We start from the raw sequence: 18,018 nt of genomic DNA on the forward strand, positions 1-18,018 counted from the left end.
TTGTTCTAATCATTAGGTAGCAAGCAGGTTATCCTTCAGGTGCATCTTAAGGTTCCACTTTGCGGTGGTGTTGAAAGCGCGTTCGGGAGCGATGAACTTCTCAGAGGGAGGCTGATGGCTGAGCTGCTGCACAGTGGCATCGGAGAGGGTGTCATCGAGAGCAAGTAGGACCGTTTTGTTGGTCTCTTGATCGGTGACGCGCACAATACGGTTGTCAGGATATTGAGGCAGCGGCTCGGATATGGTGTAATTAAGAGAAAAACCATTTTTAAGTAGGATTTCGGCCACGCGGGCGGGCTGGCCGTCGTCCACAAAGGGCAGTTGCAAGGTAGCTTGCTTCTTAGCCAGATACTTTTTCAACTCAGCTAGCTGCTCGTCGGCTGACTGACCTGGTTTTGGCTGGAAGCGAGCGGCCGGGAAGCGACTAGGCTCCATACGCCACACGTAGAACCCGGTTTCTAATGGCTGAGGATTTTCGCCGTAGCCAATTACGACGCGCTTGGCTCGCTCAATAGTGAGGTCAGAAATCTTATGGTAACCAGCAAGGTGGGCTGGGCTTTGTGCAGTTGTTCGTTCAGGTAGTTGAACAAGAATACACTGTCTGTTTCCACCATCTAATTTGTTTTGGTCTACTACAGCCTGGAATGTAGTGCCTGAACCAGCGAAAAAGTCCAGAACTATATCACCCTCGTTCTTTGAAGTGGCTATTTTGACTAACGTTTGAAGCGTGGTACTCGGTTTGGAGTGGTCAAATATTTTGGCAACAGAAAAAATTTCTCTCAACTGCTGAGTAGCATCTTCATTCATACCATGTTTATCCCACCAAGATTCTGCCCTAATTCGTTTCCCTTCTTTGCTGGATAAGAACACTCGTTGAATTGGGCCAGTCTTGCCCGTTTTACCAAATATGATACGGCCATCAGCAATACGCCTTTTTACTTCCGCCTCATTAAATACCCAATATCTTCCTTCCGCTGGTAGATGTACTGTCCCAGTCGCTTCGTTAGTGATAGGAAAGTGAGGACCTTTATGGTTAGCCGATAAGTCTTGTGTAGTCCATAGGCCATCAGGGTGGTTGTCAGGATTAGAAAAATTCTTGTCAATATATTCCTGGGTCATTGGCAGGCCGAATTCTTGTATCTGCTCAATTGATTTGGCATAACAGATAATGTAATCATGTACAGGGGGGATAAGCCCCATATTGTTACCGTTAGTCTTTTTTTTCCAAATGATTTGGCCAACAAAATTTTCTTCGCCAAATGTATCATCTAGCACTTTGCGTAGATTATGGCCTTCGTTGTCATCAATAGAAAGAAATATTACTCCATCTTCACGCAGCAGCTGCCGGGCTAGCAGTAAGCGGCTGTATATCATGGATAGCCAATCTGAATGGTAACGGCCATGGGTATCAGGATTGGTGTCGGTAAGTACGCCATCTTGAATACCGCCTGTCTGCTCCCAATAGGGTAGCTTGTCCTCAGTGTAATTATCGCTGTATACAAAGTCCTTACCCGTATTATAGGGCGGGTCAATATAGATGCACTTCACTCTTCCACGGTAGCCGCCTAGTAGCAATTTCAGCACTTGTAGGTTATCGCCCTCGATAATAGCGTGTCGGCCCTTCTCCGGCTGAAACGACCGGGCTGCGTCGGGCACCAGCGTAGTGGTAGTGGGCGCAAACGCTGCTTGCCGGGCAGCCGTTTTCCCGCTCCATGTGAAGGCATAGCGTTCGGCAGCCGGGGTAGTCAGGCCTAGAGCTGCTTGCACTGCGGTAGGGTTAGGCTGGCCCTCATTGGTAAACAAGTCGGGCCAAAGGCGGCGTAGGTCGGCTAAACGCTCGGCGTTCAGGTCAGGAGTGGTAGGCAAGTAATCGTTCAGGGTTTCCATTGGGGGCTGTTGGGGCTAGGCAGTGACCGGGGCGTGGTCGGCTTCGCCGGGGTGCTGGATGCGGGTTTCAAAGCTGCCGAAGTCCTTAATGGGTGCGGCGTAGCGGATATGAGCCTCTAAGCCCAGAGCCGCGAAGTGCCTGGTGGCGCATTCCATCTTAAATTTCTCGTCCTCAGTCAGGGCTTTAGGGTCGGTGAGCGTGTTGGTGCCCTTGGTTTCCACCACGAAGTAGAAAGTGTCTTCTACCTCACCACCCAGCTTCTTACGTTGATATACTATGCCCCAGTCGGGTTCGTAGTAGCGGCCGCCGGGCACGGGGATGCGATATTTGTCGGGGAATTTAAGGAAGCATACTACTTTAGCATTACGGTCAGCGTCAAGGGCAAAGTCAGCTTCTACGTCGCTATCAGGCTGCATCTGGTCATAAAGGCCACGCTGCGGAGTAGCGGCCAAGTTGTCGGAAAAAGTTTCCCATGTAGGAGGAAACATAGCTGCTTGCTCGGCGGCACTATACCCAGTGGGCAGCACTCGGTATTCTAGCCCGCGCAGCATGGTATCGATAGCTACCCGGCGCAGGTGCGGCAAGGCTAGCTGTACCCAGCGTACTGGGTTGGTAGCCAGTTCGCGCAAGGCAGCGGCTGGTAATTGCTGCAAGATTCCCAACACGGTGGTATAGGCTAGGCCACTCCCTTCGCTTAATTCTTCAACAGCATCAATAGGGGCTAATTGGGCACTTAAAGCCACAGCTTCACCTGAACCACCATCTACTAGCTCAATGTCCTTCTCGCTGCTGCCTAAACTCTGAATCCGCACTAGCGTTACCTCAGCCTCGTAAGGCGGTACTCGAAGCGTGGCTAAGGCAGTAGCTCCTTCCCGGATAAGGTCGGTTTCGCTGAAATGTACAGTGTAATCAGTGCGGCGGGCCAGTCGCCGCCAAAACTCCTGAAAATCAGCGCTATTAAATAGCTTGTCGTTGCGGCGCACGGTTTTCTTAGTCGCCTTGTCGTCTTTATGTTGGTGGCGCATGGGTGCTCCACGTAGTTGCTGCCCATCAGCTTCTCGCAAGTCGTCTTGGTACTGGCTGACGAAGGCTTGATAAGTTTCGTTAGGTACGACAGTCAGTAGGTTCATTTCCTCTCCTTCTGGCGTGTCGGCTAGGTCGCGCTGTCGCTGACCTTCCTGGTTCACGCACAGACGCAGCCCGCGCCCGATTTCTTGGCGCTTTTTAATGTCAGAATACGACTGGTTGAGAGTGGCAATAGTGAAGATATTGGGGTTATCCCATCCTACCCCCAGCGCGGAGTGCGTGAAGATGATTTCAACAGGGTTATCCAATGACAGCAGCTTACCCTTCTCTTTCAGGATAAGCCGGTACATATCGCCGTTGCTGGCCATCTTGGCAGCCGAATCGGTGTAGTCCTCCGGGGCGGGGTTCTTCTTAGCCGCCGCGAAGTAGTAGCCTTGCACAGCCGTTACCTGTTCGGGCGTTGGGGCGGTGCCGCCGTTGTGCTCAGCGTAAGCGGCGCGGTATTCCTCCTCAAACAGCGTTTTAATAAGCGGCTGCTCGCCTACGTAGTTGGCTACGGTGTCGATAAACACGAGTGCTAAGCATTTAATGCCCTTCGGATGCAGAGTAGCTCGTTTCTGGAAGTGGCGTAGTAGCAAGTAGCGCAGTTGCAAGCGAAACAGCCCTTCAAGGTCGCCTGCCTTTTGGCCTTGCTCCAGTTCTACGCCGTTAGTGAAGGAAATGCGGTAGCGCGTCTTGCCCAGCGGTTTCCAGATGCGGTCAATCTCATAGCCTGCGTAGCTCGGGTTATTAGATATTTTTATATCGCTGAGTTTATCGCCTTTTTTCAGCCATGTACTTTCCTTCAATTTGACGTTACCGCTGGCATCCCGTTTCCAAAACTCTAATTTGGCCTTTGGCAAGGCTAATAGTTTCGCGTCCACGTCCAGCAGTGTTAATTTAAGAGTGCCCTCATCGCCCTTCTCTGCCACGGTCAGCACTTCTATCTTCTTCACTAAACCCTCGCGGTATGAATCGTAGGGCGTAAGGCGATATAGTCGGTTGCGCAATACCTTGTGCGTTGCGGAATAACGGAGCGTAGCTAGTGCGTTTAGCGGTTGTAGGCGCTCCAAGGCGTTTTCGGTGTCCATACCTTCCTGCGGCTCATCCATCACGATGATGGGGCGCGTTCGGCCCAGAGCTTGCAGGTATGTTAGTCCGTCAATGCTGTTGTCGCGCCCACTTTGATTAAGAATAGCCGTGTCGCTGGTAAAAGATTGAATAGTCGTTACCATCACCTGCGGTGCAGGGTTGCTCACGAAGTCGCGCACTTTGTTCAGTCTCTTGGAATCATAGGCAAATAAACCAAGCCGGAATCCGTAACGGGCGGCTAGCTGGTCGCTGAAATTATCCATCGTGCCCACTACCCCAGCCCGGATAGCTACAGAAGGGACTATGATAATGAACTTGGAAAACCCAAAGTCTTGGTGCAGCTTATAGAGCGTTTGCAGGTACACTAGCGTCTTACCGGTGCCAGTTTCCATCTCAATACAGAAGTCGCGACGAGTTGTCAGCGTTTCGGCAGTGTCGAGGTGGCCAGACGTAGCTGGGTCTAGGCCGTTAGCTAGCATGATGCGCTTGGCGCTGGCATGTAATTCGTCCGGGGTAAGGTCGCAACGATTTATTTGCGCTGTATGCAGGAAGGACGTGGCAAAGCTATTGCGGGGCTGGCCTTCAAATAGGCCCAGTACGGAATCAATAGCTTGTTGCTGGTACGGGAGAGTTTCGAGTTGTAGAATCATGGCGTTAGCCACGAAAGTAAGTTGCTACACTGAGAGCCCAAACTATATTGATGGGCAGGCTAAAATTTGTTCCACTAACAAAGGATATGTGTGCTTGTGTAATTCATATTGTAATTCAAAAACAAATCAGCCACCCAGACTTGCATCTAAGTGGCTGATTTACAGTGAGCGAGAAACGAGGCTCGAACTCGCGACCCTCAGCTTGGGAAGCTGATGCTCTACCAACTGAGCTACTCTCGCGGAAATTGGTGAAGCAAAAGTAAGCGCTGAAAATCAAATTGCAACTCTTGTTGGTTTTCAGGTAGCTGCGAATGTCAGGGGAGGAATTTGGCGGCCCGTTTGTATGTTCCAACCCAACGGGATGCCTATTCCGTATGATTTATTCACCAATTCAGTTTCTATGGCTCCGCTTCCTCCTGTTACGCGCCGTCTGGTAGGGCGCCTGAACATGTTGGCTGGTTTTATGCTGCTAGTTGCATTGGGACTGCGTATCTACGTCACGTACTACGCTTACCAGCAGGCTGGTATGGCTGCTCTGCTCAACCGGGAGCTAGTTGTGAGCTTGCTGTTGCTGATTGGGGGCATTCTGCTGGTGCGCCTGGGATGGAGTATGGCCCATCGGAGCCGGGTGTAAAGGCGTCGTCGTGGAGGTGGTTTCTGATTTCAAGGCTTGCGTACCTTTGGGCACTATGTCGTCACCACTTGTTATTTCAGTTGCCCGGCCCAACGCTGCCACTGCCGCGCAGCTAGCCGCTTTGGGGCGCCAAACATTTGAGAATACTTTCGCCGCCGATAATACACCGGAGGATATGGTCACTTATCTAGCGGCTACCTTTTCCGAGGAAAAGCAGTTGGCCGAGCTGCATGACAAAGACACTGTGTTTCTGCTGGCTCGTATGCAGCAGGAGCTGGTGGGATACGCCAAACTGCGCTTCCATTCCACGCTGGGTGTAGAGCCTGGTAAGGCACCCGACCAGCGTGTGGAGATTGAGCGGCTGTATGTGCGCGAAGATTGGATTGGCACTGGCCTAGGTGCTTCGCTGATGCGGCGCAGTATTGAAGAAGCTCGGCAACAAGCCTGCCGCTCGGTGGTGCTGGGCGTGTGGGAGAAAAATCAGCACGCCATTGCTTTTTACCAACGCTTCGGCTTCAAAGTAATCGGGCAACACGAGTTTACACTGGGCTCTGATAGGCAAATCGACCTGATTATGCGTAAGGGTTTATAAAAGTGGAGTTACGCTTCTGCTTTACCTTTGAGCCTTGTCTTACTTTACTGCTTGCGTGAGAAATACTTATCCCGTCTGGATTCCGTGGTGGTATCGTCGGGTGGCGTGGTGGCCAGCGTGGGCCTGGCTGCTCACCGCCTGCACCCTCGATACCGAGAAAAAGGCTCCGGCTACATTGCCTACCGGGCACTACGAAGGGCAGGTAAGCTACCAAGGCACGGAGTTGCGGACGGTGCTGGATTTACGCGAAGCCCGCCCCGGTCAGCTGCAAGCCGACGTTTCTTTCCCGGATATGCCCGACCTGGATTTCACGGGCGCCAACCTGATATACACGGAACCCCAGTTGCGTTTCGACGAAGGACTGCCAACAGGCGGCATCGACGTAACGGCTGTGCAGGAGGGTGACTTTCTGCGCGGCGTGTTTTCTCTGGACAGTGTGCGGGTGGATTTTGTGTGGGTGCGGCGGGGCCAGCCTGAAGCCCGGGCCTACCAGCAGAAGCAACTCGCGGCGCAACCCCGACTCGGGGCCCCCGCCCTTACTTTGCTGGTGCCCAACGATACAGTCAGCCAGCACAGCGCCGTGGCGTTGTTCACCGATGCTGCGCATAAAGGCGCTACTACTGCCCGCGCCGCCCAGCTAGCCCGGCAGGGCTTTCTGACTACGGTGATTACGGTTCAGCCAACGGCCGTGCCTGATTCGGCCACGCTTCAGACGGCTGCGGCGGTGCTGGTAGCGCTACGCCGGGCGCCCGCCACCGACACCACTCGTATTGGCCTCTGGGTGAGTGGCAGCACCGCAGTGGCCGTAGCGCCTGCTGCTACATTGCCGAAACCAACGGCGGCATTTGTAGTGCTGGAAAACGTGCCTATACCATCCAATGAAGAAGCCAAGCCGTTTCAGGTGCTTGCTAGCCAGCGGATACCCGTGCTGGCGCTGTATGCCGCCGCCGATACTTCGCTGAATGCCGCTACCAGCACCAGTCGGCTCCGGGCAGCTTTGGGGGGGCGGCGTAGTACGCTACGCACTTTCCCAAAGGCCGACGCCAACTTCCGGGTGCCCGGTAGCTTGAACTCGGAGGGAAAGTGGACTTGGCCCCAGCCGGCTTCGGGCTACGTGGAGGCCATCCGGCAGTGGCGAAAATAGCGCAAGTCTATTTCTGGTACCCTACAGAATTAATAGTCCCTTTTCCCGTAGCAGCAGCCAAGCCGGCGACTCCAGAAACCGCTCGAACGACTGCCCAGCCGGGAAGGAGCGGGCTACGTCTTTTACAAGCAGCTTGGTGTCGTAGTCCTGGGTCAGGCCGGCCAGTAACTGTTGCAGCCACTCGCCTAGTGCAACAGGCACAGTCACTTCGAAGTCTTCGGCTTGCTCGTAGAACGTCAGGACGGCGCGCGGGCCTTTCTTGCCGTTTTCCTGCCGCAGTTCGGGCGCGTTGCCCAGCCAGAACAGCCGTTGGTTTTGCTTAGCAAAGTCGGGTTTGGCGGGTTCCTGCAAAGCCTGCTCAATGAGGTGGCGCGAAACCGTCGTTTTCGGCACCCGGAAATCAAACCAGAAGCTCAGCGGCTCATGCAAGGCTACGCTGTGCAGGTAGTTATAGAGCGCCTTAGCCAAGCCCGGCCCGAATTGCTCGTGGTCGGCTCCGGTGGGGTCGTCGTGCCACAAGTCGTTCCAGGCGAAAGGGCCGGGCTCGGGGCCAATGGCTACCACCTGGTACTTCGCTGGGTTTTTGCCCACCGGTGAGTGCGCCGTCATGGAAAAGCGGTGCCAGTACCCACTCTGCACAATACCGGCCGCAAACAACTGCCGCACCACTTCCAGGCTGTCCACGGTTTCCTGGGCAGTTTCGGTGGGGAAGCCGTACATCAGGTAGGCGTGCACCATGATACCGGCCTGCGTGAAACCGTCTGTCACGCGGGCCACCTGCCCAATCGTGACGCCCTTTTCCATCAAAGCCAGCAACCTATCCGAAGCCACTTCCAGCCCGCCCGATACCGCAATGCAGCCCGAGGCGGCCAGCAGCCGACATAGGTCGGGCGTGAAGGTTTTCTCGAAGCGAATATTGCCCCACCACGTAATGCTCACGCGCCGTTTAAGCAGCTCGATGGCCAAGTCGCGCAGGGCCAGCGGCGGGGCAGCTTCATCCACAAAGTGAAAGCCGGTCTGGCCGGTTTGAGCAATGATTTGCTCGATACGGTCTACCAGCAACGTGGCCGGCGCAGTTTCGTAGCGCGAAATATAATCCAGCGTGACGTCGCAGAACGAACAGCGCTTCCAGTAGCAGCCGTGCGCCACCGTGAGCTTGTTCCAGCGCCCGTCGCTCCAGAGGCGGTGCATGGGGTTCAGCACCTCAATCACCGACAGGTACTCGCTCAATGGCAAATCCGAATAATCAGGAGTGCCCACCTCCGGGTGCGGAATATCAGGGTGCGGGTGATTGACATACTCCACCTCGCCGGCCGCATTGCGCAGAAATGTACGTTGTAAGGTTTGAGCTGTTAGCTGCTGGGTGTTAGCTGCTGACTGTTGTTCTGCACTGTTGTTGTTGAACGAAGAGCTAACACCCAGCAGCTCTGAACTAATAGCCTCTAAAAGACGCAGCCACGGACCTTCGCCGTCGTCCAGCGTCAGGTAGTCGATGTAATCGAAAAAGCGGGGCTCCCGAATTTGGCGCAGCTCGGTGTTGGGGTAGCCACCACCCATCAACGTTTTGGTGTTCGGGCTGATTTCCTTGATGCGGCCGGCCAGCCGGAGCGCGCCGTACAGGTTGCCCGGAAACGGCACCGTGAACCCCAACACATCGGGCTGCACCCGCGCTACCAGCTCATCGGCCAGTTCCAGCAGCATGGTATCCAGTAGATTAGTCGGAGCCAATAAGGCTTCGTGCATGGCATCAAATGTGGTGGCCGACATACCTAGCTTCTCAGCGTAGCGCGAAAAGCCGAACTGCGGCCCCACGGTTTCCTTTATTAAGTCGCCGAGGTCTTCCAGATACAGCGTGGCGAGGTGGCGGGCCTGGTCGGTGAGGCCCATACTGCCGAAGGCCGTTTCCAAATCGGCCACGTTGTCGAAGCGGCCGGCTTCGGGCAGAAACCTACTGTGGCAGATGCGTGGCGCCAGCGTGTTGTCTTTGTTTTGCAGGAACCGAATAACCGGTTCGATGGTGCTGAGGTAGCTGCGCTGGAGCCGCAGCATGCGGCGGGCATTGTCGCTGAGTTTGAAGTTGCCGGCTTCAATGGCCGCAAACACCCGGCGCAGCCCCGCCTGCGAGAACAGCTTCAGCACCAGTTCCAGCCCCAAATCTGCCTGCGTGACGTGGGTGTAGCCGCGCCCTCCCAAAAAGCCTTTCAGGTAGGCAGTGGCCGGATACGGCGTATTCAGCTGCGTAAGCGGCGGGGTAACAAGCAGGATGCGAAGGTCAGACACGGCAGCACAACAAACGAGGCGGACCGCAAAGATACGGCTCGATGAAACGCCAAATGGTCTACTGTCGTTCCGTTCTACTGCCCCATCTTCATCAACGAGGGGTTCAGCCGCAAATACACCTGCGCCGAAACGGGCGTGGAGCCATAATAGGCTTTAATGTCGGCATCGGGCCGGTACACGGTAGCTTGGGCGCCAAGCGTAAGGTCGGTGTGGGCTAGCTGCGCTACGCGGTAGTTGGCCCCCAGCGTGAGAGCGTGCACGTTGTAGTTGAGGTGGCCGGTATCGGGGGCGTTGCGGGGAATTCGTAGCTCCTCGTCAGACTTCTGCACGAATTCGTAGCGGCCGTACACGGCAGGCTTGCCGAGCTGCACGTTGGTTTCGGCTAGAACCGAGTGCGAAGCCGGGTCGGTGTGGCCGTCAGCTACGTGCTGGTTCATGCCCCACACCAGCGCCGAAGTGATGTACCGATAGTCGCCCCACATGTTGCTTTGGATGATGGAAGCCGTGGTGCGCTTCACGTCCTCGTCGATGTGCAGCTCCTCAGGGCTCTTGATAAAGGCGCGGCTCACCTGCAAGGCTAGGCTGGGTGTAGGGTTCCAGTTTAGGCGGCCTGCCCACGAGTCAGCACGAGGCTTGTCGAAGCCATAGCGGTGCTCGTTGGGCTCCCGGCCCGTAAAGTTGGAGCCTTCCAGCTTGAACTGCTTGTAGCGCAATCCCAGCGTAGCCACCCCAAACGTAATATGGGTAGCGTCTTGCCAGTGGTGACCCAGCGCAGCATCGGGGTTGGGCATGGCCGAAATCCGGTGCATAAAGGCCACAGGACCGATAGCCGGCTCGCCGGGGTAGCCGAGGTAGGCGGTGAGGTCAACGTCTTCGCTGAAAGAATGCGTGTAGGCCACGCTCAGCGCCGAAAACAGGTCGTGGGGGTGCTGGCGGTCTACTAGAGGCTGGCCCTTATACGCTTCTCCGCTTTGGAACAGCAGCGGGTAGCCGTTGCCGCTTTCCGTGAGCGGGTCGAGGGAAAGCATGGCCGTCAGGTTCAGCAAGCCTTTCTCGCCAATCGGACGCTGGGCCATGGTCATAAACCAGTTAGGAGCCCCAAACGCGCCGCCACCCCGCTGGCCAGCGTCGCGCCCGAGGTTCTGGCGGGAGTAGCGCACATTCACGGCTCCGTGGTTCATCACCATCCATTGCCCGTGGTGGCTCATCCACATATACATAGGCGTTTTGTCGGGGTTCCAGGCCGTGCCCGAGCCGTTGCGGTTCATGGGCAGGTTGCGCGAGTAAGCGTGGCTCATATTCATGCCCATGCCTTCATGGCCCATTGCACCATGGTCCATACCTGCGTGATTCATGTGTGCTTGGCTGGTATCAGGTGGCGCCATGCCAGGCATCTGGTGGCCTTGGTGCTGACTGTAAGCAAGCGTGCTAGCCAATGGCAGCAGGCTTGCCAGGAAAAATGCGCGTTTAGAATGTGCCATAAAAAAGCCGGGGTACTGAAAGGAAGTAACTCCTATCAATACCCCGGCGGGCCTTATCAGGTTATACAGAATCCGGCTGGTATACGTACGAAACTCGGCCGTTCAGCTTCCGCGCTGGGTTATGCCAGCTGGTCCAATGACAGACGCTTGGGCATCAGGTCGCGGCGGAATTCGCTAACGGAGCGGCCGGTCACTTGGCGGAACTGGTTGCTTAGGTGCTGGCCGCTGCTGTAGCGCATCTGGTCGGCAATTTCGCTCAGCGTCATTTCGTTGTAGCTCAGCATCTCTTTCACCTGCTCGATTTTCAGCCGAATCAAGTATTTCTCGATGGTAAGATTGGCCGTGCGCGAGAAAACTTTGCTCAGGTGCGAATACGTAGCTGCAAACCGGTCGGTAAGGAAAGCCGAAGTGGTAAGAGGCATACGAGCCGTGCGCAAGTGCTCCAGATACTCGGCCAGTGCGGCTTTAATTTGTTCGGTCATCTGCTCGGCCCGGCCCATGAGCACATCAAAGCCGGCTTCACGCAGAATGGGGGCCACGGCTGCCGGGTCGGCGGGCGTGTCTTTATCGAGTTGGGCGTGGCCCAGCGTTACCTCCGTGGGGTGGTAACCAGCTTGTTCGAGTAAGGAGCGGACGGCCTCCACGCAACGTGGACAAACCATATTCTTGATATGAAGCAGCGTTGTTTTCACGGGTTACAAGATTATTTATTCAAACCACTTACAGTACGCGCAGGCTTGCGCACGGTTGCCGAAGTAGAAGCCGAACGAGGCTTGCGAGCAGGCTGAACAGTTTCTGCTGTCCAACTCTTCCCAAACCAGTGAGCGGCTGCCCAGCTTACAAAGGGCACAACTCCCAGAAATGTTACTGCCAACAGCCAGAAAAATACGAAAAAACTGCCAACTAGCCGGCCGAAAAATTCATCCTCGAATCCGAATAAAAAACTAATCAGCGCAAATGACAGCGCCAGGCTAATGGCGGCCAATACGCCGGCCCGGCGTAGCAGCGGCTGATAGTTGAAAGAAGTAACGCGACGACTCATACAAACAAGGGTAGACCCCCAAATATACCGTTTCCAACCGAGGCCGGCGACTACTCCGTTGTGGGGTGCTCCGTAACGATGCGCTTCCGTTGCCGTATCAGGGAAGGCTATTTTGCCTTGTACCCTGCCAACCTCCCTTCTGTACTATGAAATATTCCACGCTGCCCCGCTTGCTGGTTGCTGCCGCTTTGCTTGCCACGCCCGCGCTTACTTCCTGCGGTACAGGCACCAAGTCTGGTGATACCAACGTAGAATCCGACGTTGCCAAAGACAATGACGCCGATGCCCTGGAACCCACCGGCACTGGCGGCGACGAAGCCACGTCCGGCATGAACAACGACACCAGCACCGCCCCCAGCAACCGCGAAGTGTACGAAGGTGCCGCCGAGCGCGAAGACCGTAACAACGACGGCATGACCGATAAATAGACGGTTCAGTGCTCGATTCCAGCAATAAAAAGGCCGGCTCCCATACGGAGGCCGGCCTTCTTACTAATTATTAATATAGATTAATAGAACACAAACCCATTCGGGCCAATTTTAACTGTAAAGGAGTCGATAGCTGCACCCGTGTTCCGGAACCGGACTACTTGCCCGGCGGTGCTGAACGAAGGAGCAATGCCGCTGTATATGGTATTGTCCTGTGGGTCGATGCCGAGGCCGTAGATGCTGCGACGCCGAAAGAGGGGCGTAGTGGGCAAGTCGTTGTCGTTGATGCTTAGCCGGTACACGCCGCCCTGAAAAGTGTAGTACAGCTGGTCGCGGCTGCCGTTGATGCTCAGGCGGCCCGGCTGGGCTAGGTTGGTATTGAAAATACGAGTGCTAGCCGTGAAACTACCAGGCGTAAAGCTCGACAGGCTACCCTTGCTGGTGAGGTTGTAATCGACGTTATAATTGATGTCGTACACCACCCGGCCGCTGCTCAGTACCCACACGCGGTTGTTGCGGTCCAGTACCAGGCTATTTGGAGCATCTCCTACAGTAACGGTGCCTTCCACGGTATCGGTATCGGTGTTGATAACAGTAACCGTGCTGCCACCGTTGTTGGTGACGTATACCCGGTTGCCCACTACCAGCAGGTGCTCTGGCTGTTTGCCTACGGCAATAGTTTTTATTACGGTATTGGTTTTGAGGTTGATAACCGATACCTGGCCGGTGGCCACTGAGTACGATACAGTTTCGGTAACGTAGCCTTTCTCGGCCGAAGCCGCTGCAAAGTAGCGGGGTAGCTTGAGCCCAGTAATAGTAGCCAACGAGCGGAACGTGCGCAGGTTCACCACTTCCAGCTTGTTGCTGTTATTAACCACAATGTAGCCGGTGCTGTCCCGCACAGACATGTTCTGAGCTACGTCGCCAAGCGGGCGGCTGTTGGCGGCCGAAAACAACGAGAGGTTTGAAACTTTGTTGGTAGCCTTGCTAAACGAGCTGATTTCAGCGTTGGATTGCAGAAAGTTGCCTTCGTTCACTACAAACACGGTTTTGGTCTCTACCGTCGGTTCGGCAGGTTCCGGAGTGGAAGAAGGGTCGCAAGCCAGCAAGCTGAAAGCGGCAGCAGCACCCAGTACCAGCCGGGTAGGTACGCTCGAAAAGGTGGAAAATGGTTTCATTGAAACTAGGAAAAAAAGAAAAGTGAGGACAGAAGAAAAGGCTACCTAGCGCCAGGCTAAGCGCACACTCAGGGCCATCGAGCGGGGCGGCATGGCTCGGTTCAGGTAGCTTTGGTAGTCGAGGTTGGTGAGGTTGAAGCCCTGCACCAGTCCCACCAGTTTCCAAGTAGGATTGAGTACCAGCGTGCGGCCCACGGAAGCATTAACCAAGAAGTAAGACGGCAGGAAACTCAGCCCCGAGGCATCGGTGTAACGGTAGCCCGTGAAGGTGCACGACGTGCTGGCCTGCCAGGCCTGCCACTGATGGTCGGTGGTGAAAGCTGCGGTGTGCAGCGGCACATAAAGAAGTTGCAGGCCAACAGGGTCGGTATCGGTGGGAGTGCCTTGCACCTTCTCCGACTGCGTGTAGGCATACGCCAAGCGCGAGGTAAGCTGGTACGCGCCTGGCTTCCAGGTGAGCTGGGTGCTGGCCTCCAAGCCTTGGGCCCGCACTTTGCGCAAATTGCTCGGAGCCCAAACGCCCGTACTACCCGGTAGCCACTGCACCCAGTTGTCTACCAGCTGCCGGTAGCCAGTTAGCTCGGTTTGCAGCGTAATGTGGGCCGGGGTTCTGCGGAAAGTGTGTACCAAGCCCGCTTCGTAGCCGAATCCGCTTTCGGGGAGCAGGTTGGGGTTGCCACCGGGGCGCCAGTATCGTTCGTTGAGGGTAGGAGCCCGGTAGCTGCGCGAGGCATTGCCTTTCAGCTGCACACTTTGAGTGGCGGTTTCCAAGAGCTGCCATTCTGCGCCAAGGGTAGGCGTAAGCGGCGGACGGCGGCCCGGTAGCACCGCCTGGCGCAGGTTTAGGGAAAGGTGCAGCCGGGAGGTAGGATCGAAGCGCAACAGGCCGTAGCCGGCGTACCGGTTTTCGGTGAGTGCACTAGGACCGTAGCCATCTACCCGCGCCGCAAAGTGCTGCGCTTCGGCCCCCAACCGCACCGAAAGGGTAGTGGCTACGTTCCAGGTGTGCTCGGCCTGGGCCTGTGTGGTATGTACCGTTGATTCGCTGAGGCCGTTGGAGTCGTCGCGGTAGTTCAGCACGTCCTCAAACCATGCCGTTCGCACCGCCCATTCGTGCCGAACGCCTACTAGGCGGTAACCGGCCGTGAGGCGGCGGCTCTGGTCCCGCTCCTGCGCATTGCTGCTGGCAGCTCCAATGGCGGGCTGAAGTTGGCGGTCAGTATCGGTGAGCCAGAGGGCGGCCGTTAGTTCGCCGCGTTGTCCCACCCGCAACGTGAAATCCTGCGCTATGCTGGCCTGCCACAAACCGGCCGTTTCCTGCCGCCGCCGCACAATACCGCCAAGCTCGGGGGAACTGTACCGGAAGTTATTGTCGGTTTGGCGGTACGAGAGGCTGGTACGCAACGCTAGCTTCTGGTTGCTGAAGCTGCTTTCCAGCGTGCCGGCCCGCAACCCAAAGCTGCCGCCTTCCACCTGCAATGCCCCTTGTAGCCCCGTGCCCCACCGCACCGGCGACGACAGCAGCAGCGTGCCGCCCACCGCTCCCGAGCCGTAGAGCCCTGCCGCCGGCCCCGGCTGTACGTCGATCTGGGTGTTGCCGCTCACAGGCAGCAACGAGAAATCCGTTTGTCCCAGCGTGGGCAGCATGATGTTGAAGCCGTTCCAGAGCACCGCCGTGTGCTGCGCCGATGTGCCCCGCATGGTAATGGTGCTGAGTTGGCCAGGTCCGTAGTTTCGCAAGTAAAGCGGCGTGCGGGCCGACAGGACATCAGTTAGCGTGCCAGTCCGGTAAGGAGCTAGTGCCGCCGAATCCAGGGTAAGCACGCGGCTGCCCACCGCGAAGCGGCTAAGCTTTACGCCTTGTACCCGCACGTTGGGCAACTGCTGCACCGAGTCGATAGATGAAGGCGACTGAGCCCAGGCGGCAGTACCGCTCAGCAGTAGTAGAAACGAGTATAAGCCGCGAAGCTGGCGCGCCTTCCGAAGAAAGACGAGTTGGCGCCGCGCGTAAAAAGGTATCATCAGAACCAAATTTTCAGCTTAGGAAAATTCAGTTCAAAACTTCCATCGTGGGTTTCCTCCGAAAAAGAATACCACGCCGAAGCCGAGGCCGAAAACAGGAAAATTGGCCGCCCAAAAGTAGCCACTGCATTCATTCTCCGCCCTTCCTCCGAGGACGCTGAACATTAGGAAATGCAAAGGCAGGTCTCCTGGCTTGCTCCCGGCGCGCCGCCTTCCCGTCTCTCGGGCCGGTACCTGCCAACTACGGCGGGGGCACCAGCCTTCAGCGAAACAGTGGCAGCAGAGGCGCGCCAAACTCGTGAAGCGTACAGTTGCGGGGACAGCTCCGGCATTCAACCGGATTCCCTTTTCAGCCTCGCTCCGCAATTGGAGTCTGGCCACCTTTACGGCCGCAAAGATAGAAGGTAGATTCCGGTTTTAGGTTGTCGGTTTCCGGTAGAGCCCGTATGGACGAGTATGGCGCGCAGTAGCTCATGGGTATAGCTGCTGCCTTTCCCTTCCAGCCGAACCTGTTTTTATGAAACTTCCCGCCGCTTTCTATCAGCGCCCCGACCCCGTTCAGATTGCTCGCGAATTGCTGGGCAAGCACGTTTTTTCCTGCCTCGACGGGCAACTGACGGGCGGACGCATTGTAGAAACGGAAGCCTACTCTCACCTTGGCGACCAGTCGATGGAACTGCACCTGAAGCGGCGCGGTACGCATGGGCACGCCCTGCGGGAAATAGGTGGCCGGGCGTATCTATACCAAGTGTATCAGCGCCATACGCTTTTCAACATCAGCACCAACGCCGCCGACAAAACCGATACCGTGCTGATTCGGGCCATTGAGCCGCTAGTAGGTGTGGAGTTGATGCTAGAGCGGCGTGGGCTGACAGAAGCGGCACCCAAACTCACGGCTGGCCCTGGCGTGCTCACCCAGGCGCTTGGCCTCACGCCCGCCCTCACCGGCACCGATTTGCAAGGCGACACACTCTGGATAGAAGACCACGGCGAAGAAGTGCCGGAACAGCAAGTGCGCCGCAGTGCCCGCGTGGGCCTGGCCTACGCCGGCACCGAAGCCGCCAACTTACCCTGGCGTTTCCGCATCATAAACAACAAGTGGACCAGCCCAGCAAAGTGAACTAGTGAGTCTGACACTTCAGCCATGCGAATAGCACAAGTTAGGCTGACTTATGTCAACTGAAACGTCAACCGCACTATTTCATCAATTCACCTTGTAATTTCTCACACACCAATATCATCAGCTTGCCTTCCAGATTGGTGGTAGCAAATAGATAGATACTGCCACCTTCCCGGATACCAGTGCGGTGCCTGAACTCAGCCACGGTGTCGGGGAAGTTGCGGGTGGTGACGTGGGCGCGGGCTTCGGGGCCGAGGTGGGCTTTCAGGGCGGGCGCATCGTAGCGCTCCACGGCCAAAATGCGGAAGATGCGGCCCGGAAAGTTGGGGCGCAGTACATCTGAGGTGTAGAGGTGGCTATGCTGGTGTAGCTTCAGCAGCTCGAAAGCCGTGCCCACGCTCCGGAATCCGCCGGCTTTCAGCACGGCCACATTAGGCTCGTATAGATAGCCCTGTGGCTCGGCGTAGCGCGAAACTGCGCGGGCTTCCCGCGCCCGGTTCAGCCGGAATTCCTGCTGCTCGCCAGTGCGCAGCAGGTTCACGGTATGCCGCTCCGGGTCAACGGCTGGCTCGGGGCCCAGCTCATACAGCACTTCCTTGCATTCGTTGTCCACGGCTACCACCCACACCTGCCGCACTTGCCGCAATTCCTGCAAGGCCTGCTCGATGTCCAGCATGGGCGAGGTTTTGAGCAACACCCGGCGGCCTTTGTGCAGCAGCAGGGGCAACAACCGCAACACGTCCGGCTCACAGTCCTGGAGCCGGAAAATCTTGCGGGCGGCCGTGTCCCGGCGGGCTGGGTCTAGGTAGATCCAGTCGAAGGTATCGGGCGTGTTGCGCAGGAAGTTCACCGCGTCGGCCGTGTGGTAGTGCACGTTCGTAACGCCGAGGTGCGTGAGGTTGAAGCGCACTACATCAGCCAGGGCGGCGTTTCGCTCCACGTAATGTACCTCCGGAATCTGCTCGGCGAAGTGTGCCACATCCACGCCAAAGCCGCCGGTGAGGTCAACGAGGCGTTGGCCGGTTACTAGGGAAGCTTTGAAAGCAGCTGTGCGGGCTGACGAAGCCTGCTCCACTGATAAGGCGGGCGGAAAGATAAGGTCGGGGTTGTCAGCCCAGGCGGGTACTTTGAGGCGGGCTTTTTGGCGGGCCTGAATCTGACGCACCAGTTCCGGAATGGGAAGGCTGGGGTAGCGGCGAGCTTGCAAAGCCAATTGAGCGGGGTCGTCGTACAGGTGCTTGGCAACGTACCGACGCGCCGCTTCGGGCAACGGAAATTCCATGAACTTCTCCTACGAACAAAAAAAAGCGCGGTTCACTTATAAAAAGTTGCCGCGGCTGCGGTAAGGTACCAGCTAAGCTGGTGCCTTACCGCAGCTATTACTGCCAAATAAACGATTCCA

At 56.5% G+C, this 18,018-nt stretch carries 14 protein-coding genes, 1 tRNA gene and 1 riboswitch; of the genes, 5 read left to right on the top strand and 10 right to left on the bottom strand.

Translation table 11 applies throughout. From position 1 onward, the window contains the following. Positions 1 to 12: 12 nt before the first annotated feature. The 3 genes from G536_RS26010 to G536_RS0102890 all read right to left on the bottom strand — a co-directional run bounded on the left by G536_RS26010 (position 13) and on the right by G536_RS0102890 (position 4,935). Entirely contained in the window at positions 13 to 1,887 is a 1,875-nt protein-coding gene (locus tag G536_RS26010; protein ID WP_022822079.1) for a site-specific DNA-methyltransferase, read from the bottom strand. 15 nt (positions 1,888 to 1,902) lie between these two features. Beyond that, on the bottom strand, positions 1,903 to 4,695 hold the full coding sequence (locus G536_RS0102885) for a restriction endonuclease (RefSeq protein WP_022822080.1): 2,793 nt from the start codon (positions 4,693 to 4,695) through the stop codon (positions 1,903 to 1,905). Between the two features lie 167 nt (positions 4,696 to 4,862). Beyond that, positions 4,863 to 4,935 (bottom strand) — tRNA-Gly (locus tag G536_RS0102890). 160 nt (positions 4,936 to 5,095) lie between these two features. Here G536_RS0102890 and G536_RS0102895 point away from each other — a divergent pair. Genes G536_RS0102895 through G536_RS0102905 form a run of 3 tightly spaced genes read left to right on the top strand, consistent with a single transcriptional unit; the run spans position 5,096 to position 7,065 of the window. Further along, positions 5,096 to 5,329, top strand: a complete 234-nt coding sequence (locus G536_RS0102895; protein ID WP_157530356.1) for a hypothetical protein — start codon at positions 5,096 to 5,098, stop codon at positions 5,327 to 5,329. A gap of 55 nt (positions 5,330 to 5,384) precedes the next feature. Further along, positions 5,385 to 5,921, top strand: coding sequence for a GNAT family N-acetyltransferase (locus G536_RS0102900; protein ID WP_022822082.1), 537 nt, complete (start codon positions 5,385 to 5,387; stop codon positions 5,919 to 5,921). 55 nt (positions 5,922 to 5,976) lie between these two features. After that, a complete protein-coding gene (locus tag G536_RS0102905; RefSeq protein ID WP_157530358.1) occupies positions 5,977 to 7,065 on the top strand; it encodes a hypothetical protein in 1,089 nt (362 codons plus the stop codon). Between the two features lie 21 nt (positions 7,066 to 7,086). On the opposite strand, the gene G536_RS0102910 is transcribed toward G536_RS0102905, so the two are convergent. The 4 genes from G536_RS0102910 to G536_RS0102925 form a co-directional block, all read right to left on the bottom strand. Next, a complete protein-coding gene (locus G536_RS0102910; RefSeq protein ID WP_022822084.1) occupies positions 7,087 to 9,345 on the bottom strand; it encodes a B12-binding domain-containing radical SAM protein in 2,259 nt (752 codons plus the stop codon). A 74-nt stretch (positions 9,346 to 9,419) separates the two neighbouring features. Then, positions 9,420 to 10,826 carry a hypothetical protein gene (locus G536_RS0102915; RefSeq protein ID WP_022822085.1) on the bottom strand — a complete coding sequence of 469 codons (1,407 nt, stop codon included), beginning with the start codon at positions 10,824 to 10,826 and terminating at the stop codon, positions 9,420 to 9,422. Positions 10,827 to 10,945: 119 nt separating this feature from the next. Beyond that, the gene (locus G536_RS0102920) at positions 10,946 to 11,488 is read right to left on the bottom strand and encodes a helix-turn-helix domain-containing protein (RefSeq protein ID WP_033369493.1); all 543 of its coding nucleotides are present in this window, start codon (positions 11,486 to 11,488) and stop codon (positions 10,946 to 10,948) included. Positions 11,489 to 11,529: 41 nt separating this feature from the next. Next, positions 11,530 to 11,811, bottom strand: a complete 282-nt coding sequence (locus tag G536_RS0102925; RefSeq protein ID WP_169515032.1) for a hypothetical protein — start codon at positions 11,809 to 11,811, stop codon at positions 11,530 to 11,532. A gap of 203 nt (positions 11,812 to 12,014) precedes the next feature. Here G536_RS0102925 and G536_RS0102930 point away from each other — a divergent pair, with 203 nt between their 5' ends. After that, on the top strand, positions 12,015 to 12,296 hold the full coding sequence (locus G536_RS0102930; RefSeq protein WP_022822088.1) for a hypothetical protein: 282 nt from the start codon (positions 12,015 to 12,017) through the stop codon (positions 12,294 to 12,296). A gap of 80 nt (positions 12,297 to 12,376) precedes the next feature. Here G536_RS0102930 and G536_RS0102935 read toward each other — a convergent pair whose 3' ends face one another. Both G536_RS0102935 and G536_RS0102940 read right to left on the bottom strand, forming a co-directional pair. Next, a complete protein-coding gene (locus tag G536_RS0102935) occupies positions 12,377 to 13,474 on the bottom strand; it encodes a YncE family protein (protein ID WP_022822089.1) in 1,098 nt (365 codons plus the stop codon). A gap of 45 nt (positions 13,475 to 13,519) precedes the next feature. Beyond that, on the bottom strand, positions 13,520 to 15,496 hold the full coding sequence (locus G536_RS0102940; protein ID WP_022822090.1) for a TonB-dependent receptor: 1,977 nt from the start codon (positions 15,494 to 15,496) through the stop codon (positions 13,520 to 13,522). A 161-nt stretch (positions 15,497 to 15,657) separates the two neighbouring features. After that, positions 15,658 to 15,896: riboswitch (cobalamin riboswitch) on the bottom strand. Positions 15,897 to 16,013: 117 nt separating this feature from the next. On the opposite strand from G536_RS0102940, the gene G536_RS0102950 reads away from it, so the two are divergent. Continuing rightward, entirely contained in the window at positions 16,014 to 16,616 is a 603-nt protein-coding gene (locus G536_RS0102950; protein ID WP_022822092.1) for a DNA-3-methyladenine glycosylase, read from the top strand. A 76-nt stretch (positions 16,617 to 16,692) separates the two neighbouring features. Here G536_RS0102950 and G536_RS0102955 read toward each other — a convergent pair whose 3' ends face one another. Further along, the gene (locus G536_RS0102955) at positions 16,693 to 17,898 is read right to left on the bottom strand and encodes a class I SAM-dependent methyltransferase (RefSeq protein WP_022822093.1); all 1,206 of its coding nucleotides are present in this window, start codon (positions 17,896 to 17,898) and stop codon (positions 16,693 to 16,695) included. Positions 17,899 to 18,018 lie beyond the last annotated feature (120 nt).

This window comes from Hymenobacter norwichensis DSM 15439 (assembly GCF_000420705.1).
GTDB classification, from domain to species: Bacteria; Bacteroidota; Bacteroidia; order Cytophagales; family Hymenobacteraceae; genus Hymenobacter; species Hymenobacter norwichensis.

Bases quoted from the DNA above. Each gene is read 5' to 3' on its own strand.
- G536_RS0102915 (WP_022822085.1), bottom strand. From the start codon at position 10,826: ATGGCACATTCTAAACGCGCATTTTTCCTGGCAAGCCTGCTGCCATTG.
- G536_RS0102955 (WP_022822093.1), bottom strand. From the start codon at position 17,898: ATGGAATTTCCGTTGCCCGAAGCGGCGCGTCGGTACGTTGCCAAGCAC.
- G536_RS0102885 (WP_022822080.1), bottom strand. From the start codon at position 4,695: ATGATTCTACAACTCGAAACTCTCCCGTACCAGCAACAAGCTATTGAT.
- G536_RS0102935 (WP_022822089.1), bottom strand. From the start codon at position 13,474: ATGAAACCATTTTCCACCTTTTCGAGCGTACCTACCCGGCTGGTACTG.
- G536_RS0102940 (WP_022822090.1), bottom strand. From the start codon at position 15,496: ATGATACCTTTTTACGCGCGGCGCCAACTCGTCTTTCTTCGGAAGGCG.
- G536_RS0102930 (WP_022822088.1), top strand. From the start codon at position 12,015: ATGAAATATTCCACGCTGCCCCGCTTGCTGGTTGCTGCCGCTTTGCTT.
- G536_RS26010 (WP_022822079.1), bottom strand. From the start codon at position 1,887: ATGGAAACCCTGAACGATTACTTGCCTACCACTCCTGACCTGAACGCC.
- G536_RS0102920 (WP_033369493.1), bottom strand. From the start codon at position 11,488: ATGGTTTGTCCACGTTGCGTGGAGGCCGTCCGCTCCTTACTCGAACAA.
- G536_RS0102900 (WP_022822082.1), top strand. From the start codon at position 5,385: ATGTCGTCACCACTTGTTATTTCAGTTGCCCGGCCCAACGCTGCCACT.
- G536_RS0102950 (WP_022822092.1), top strand. From the start codon at position 16,014: ATGAAACTTCCCGCCGCTTTCTATCAGCGCCCCGACCCCGTTCAGATT.
- G536_RS0102895 (WP_157530356.1), top strand. From the start codon at position 5,096: ATGGCTCCGCTTCCTCCTGTTACGCGCCGTCTGGTAGGGCGCCTGAAC.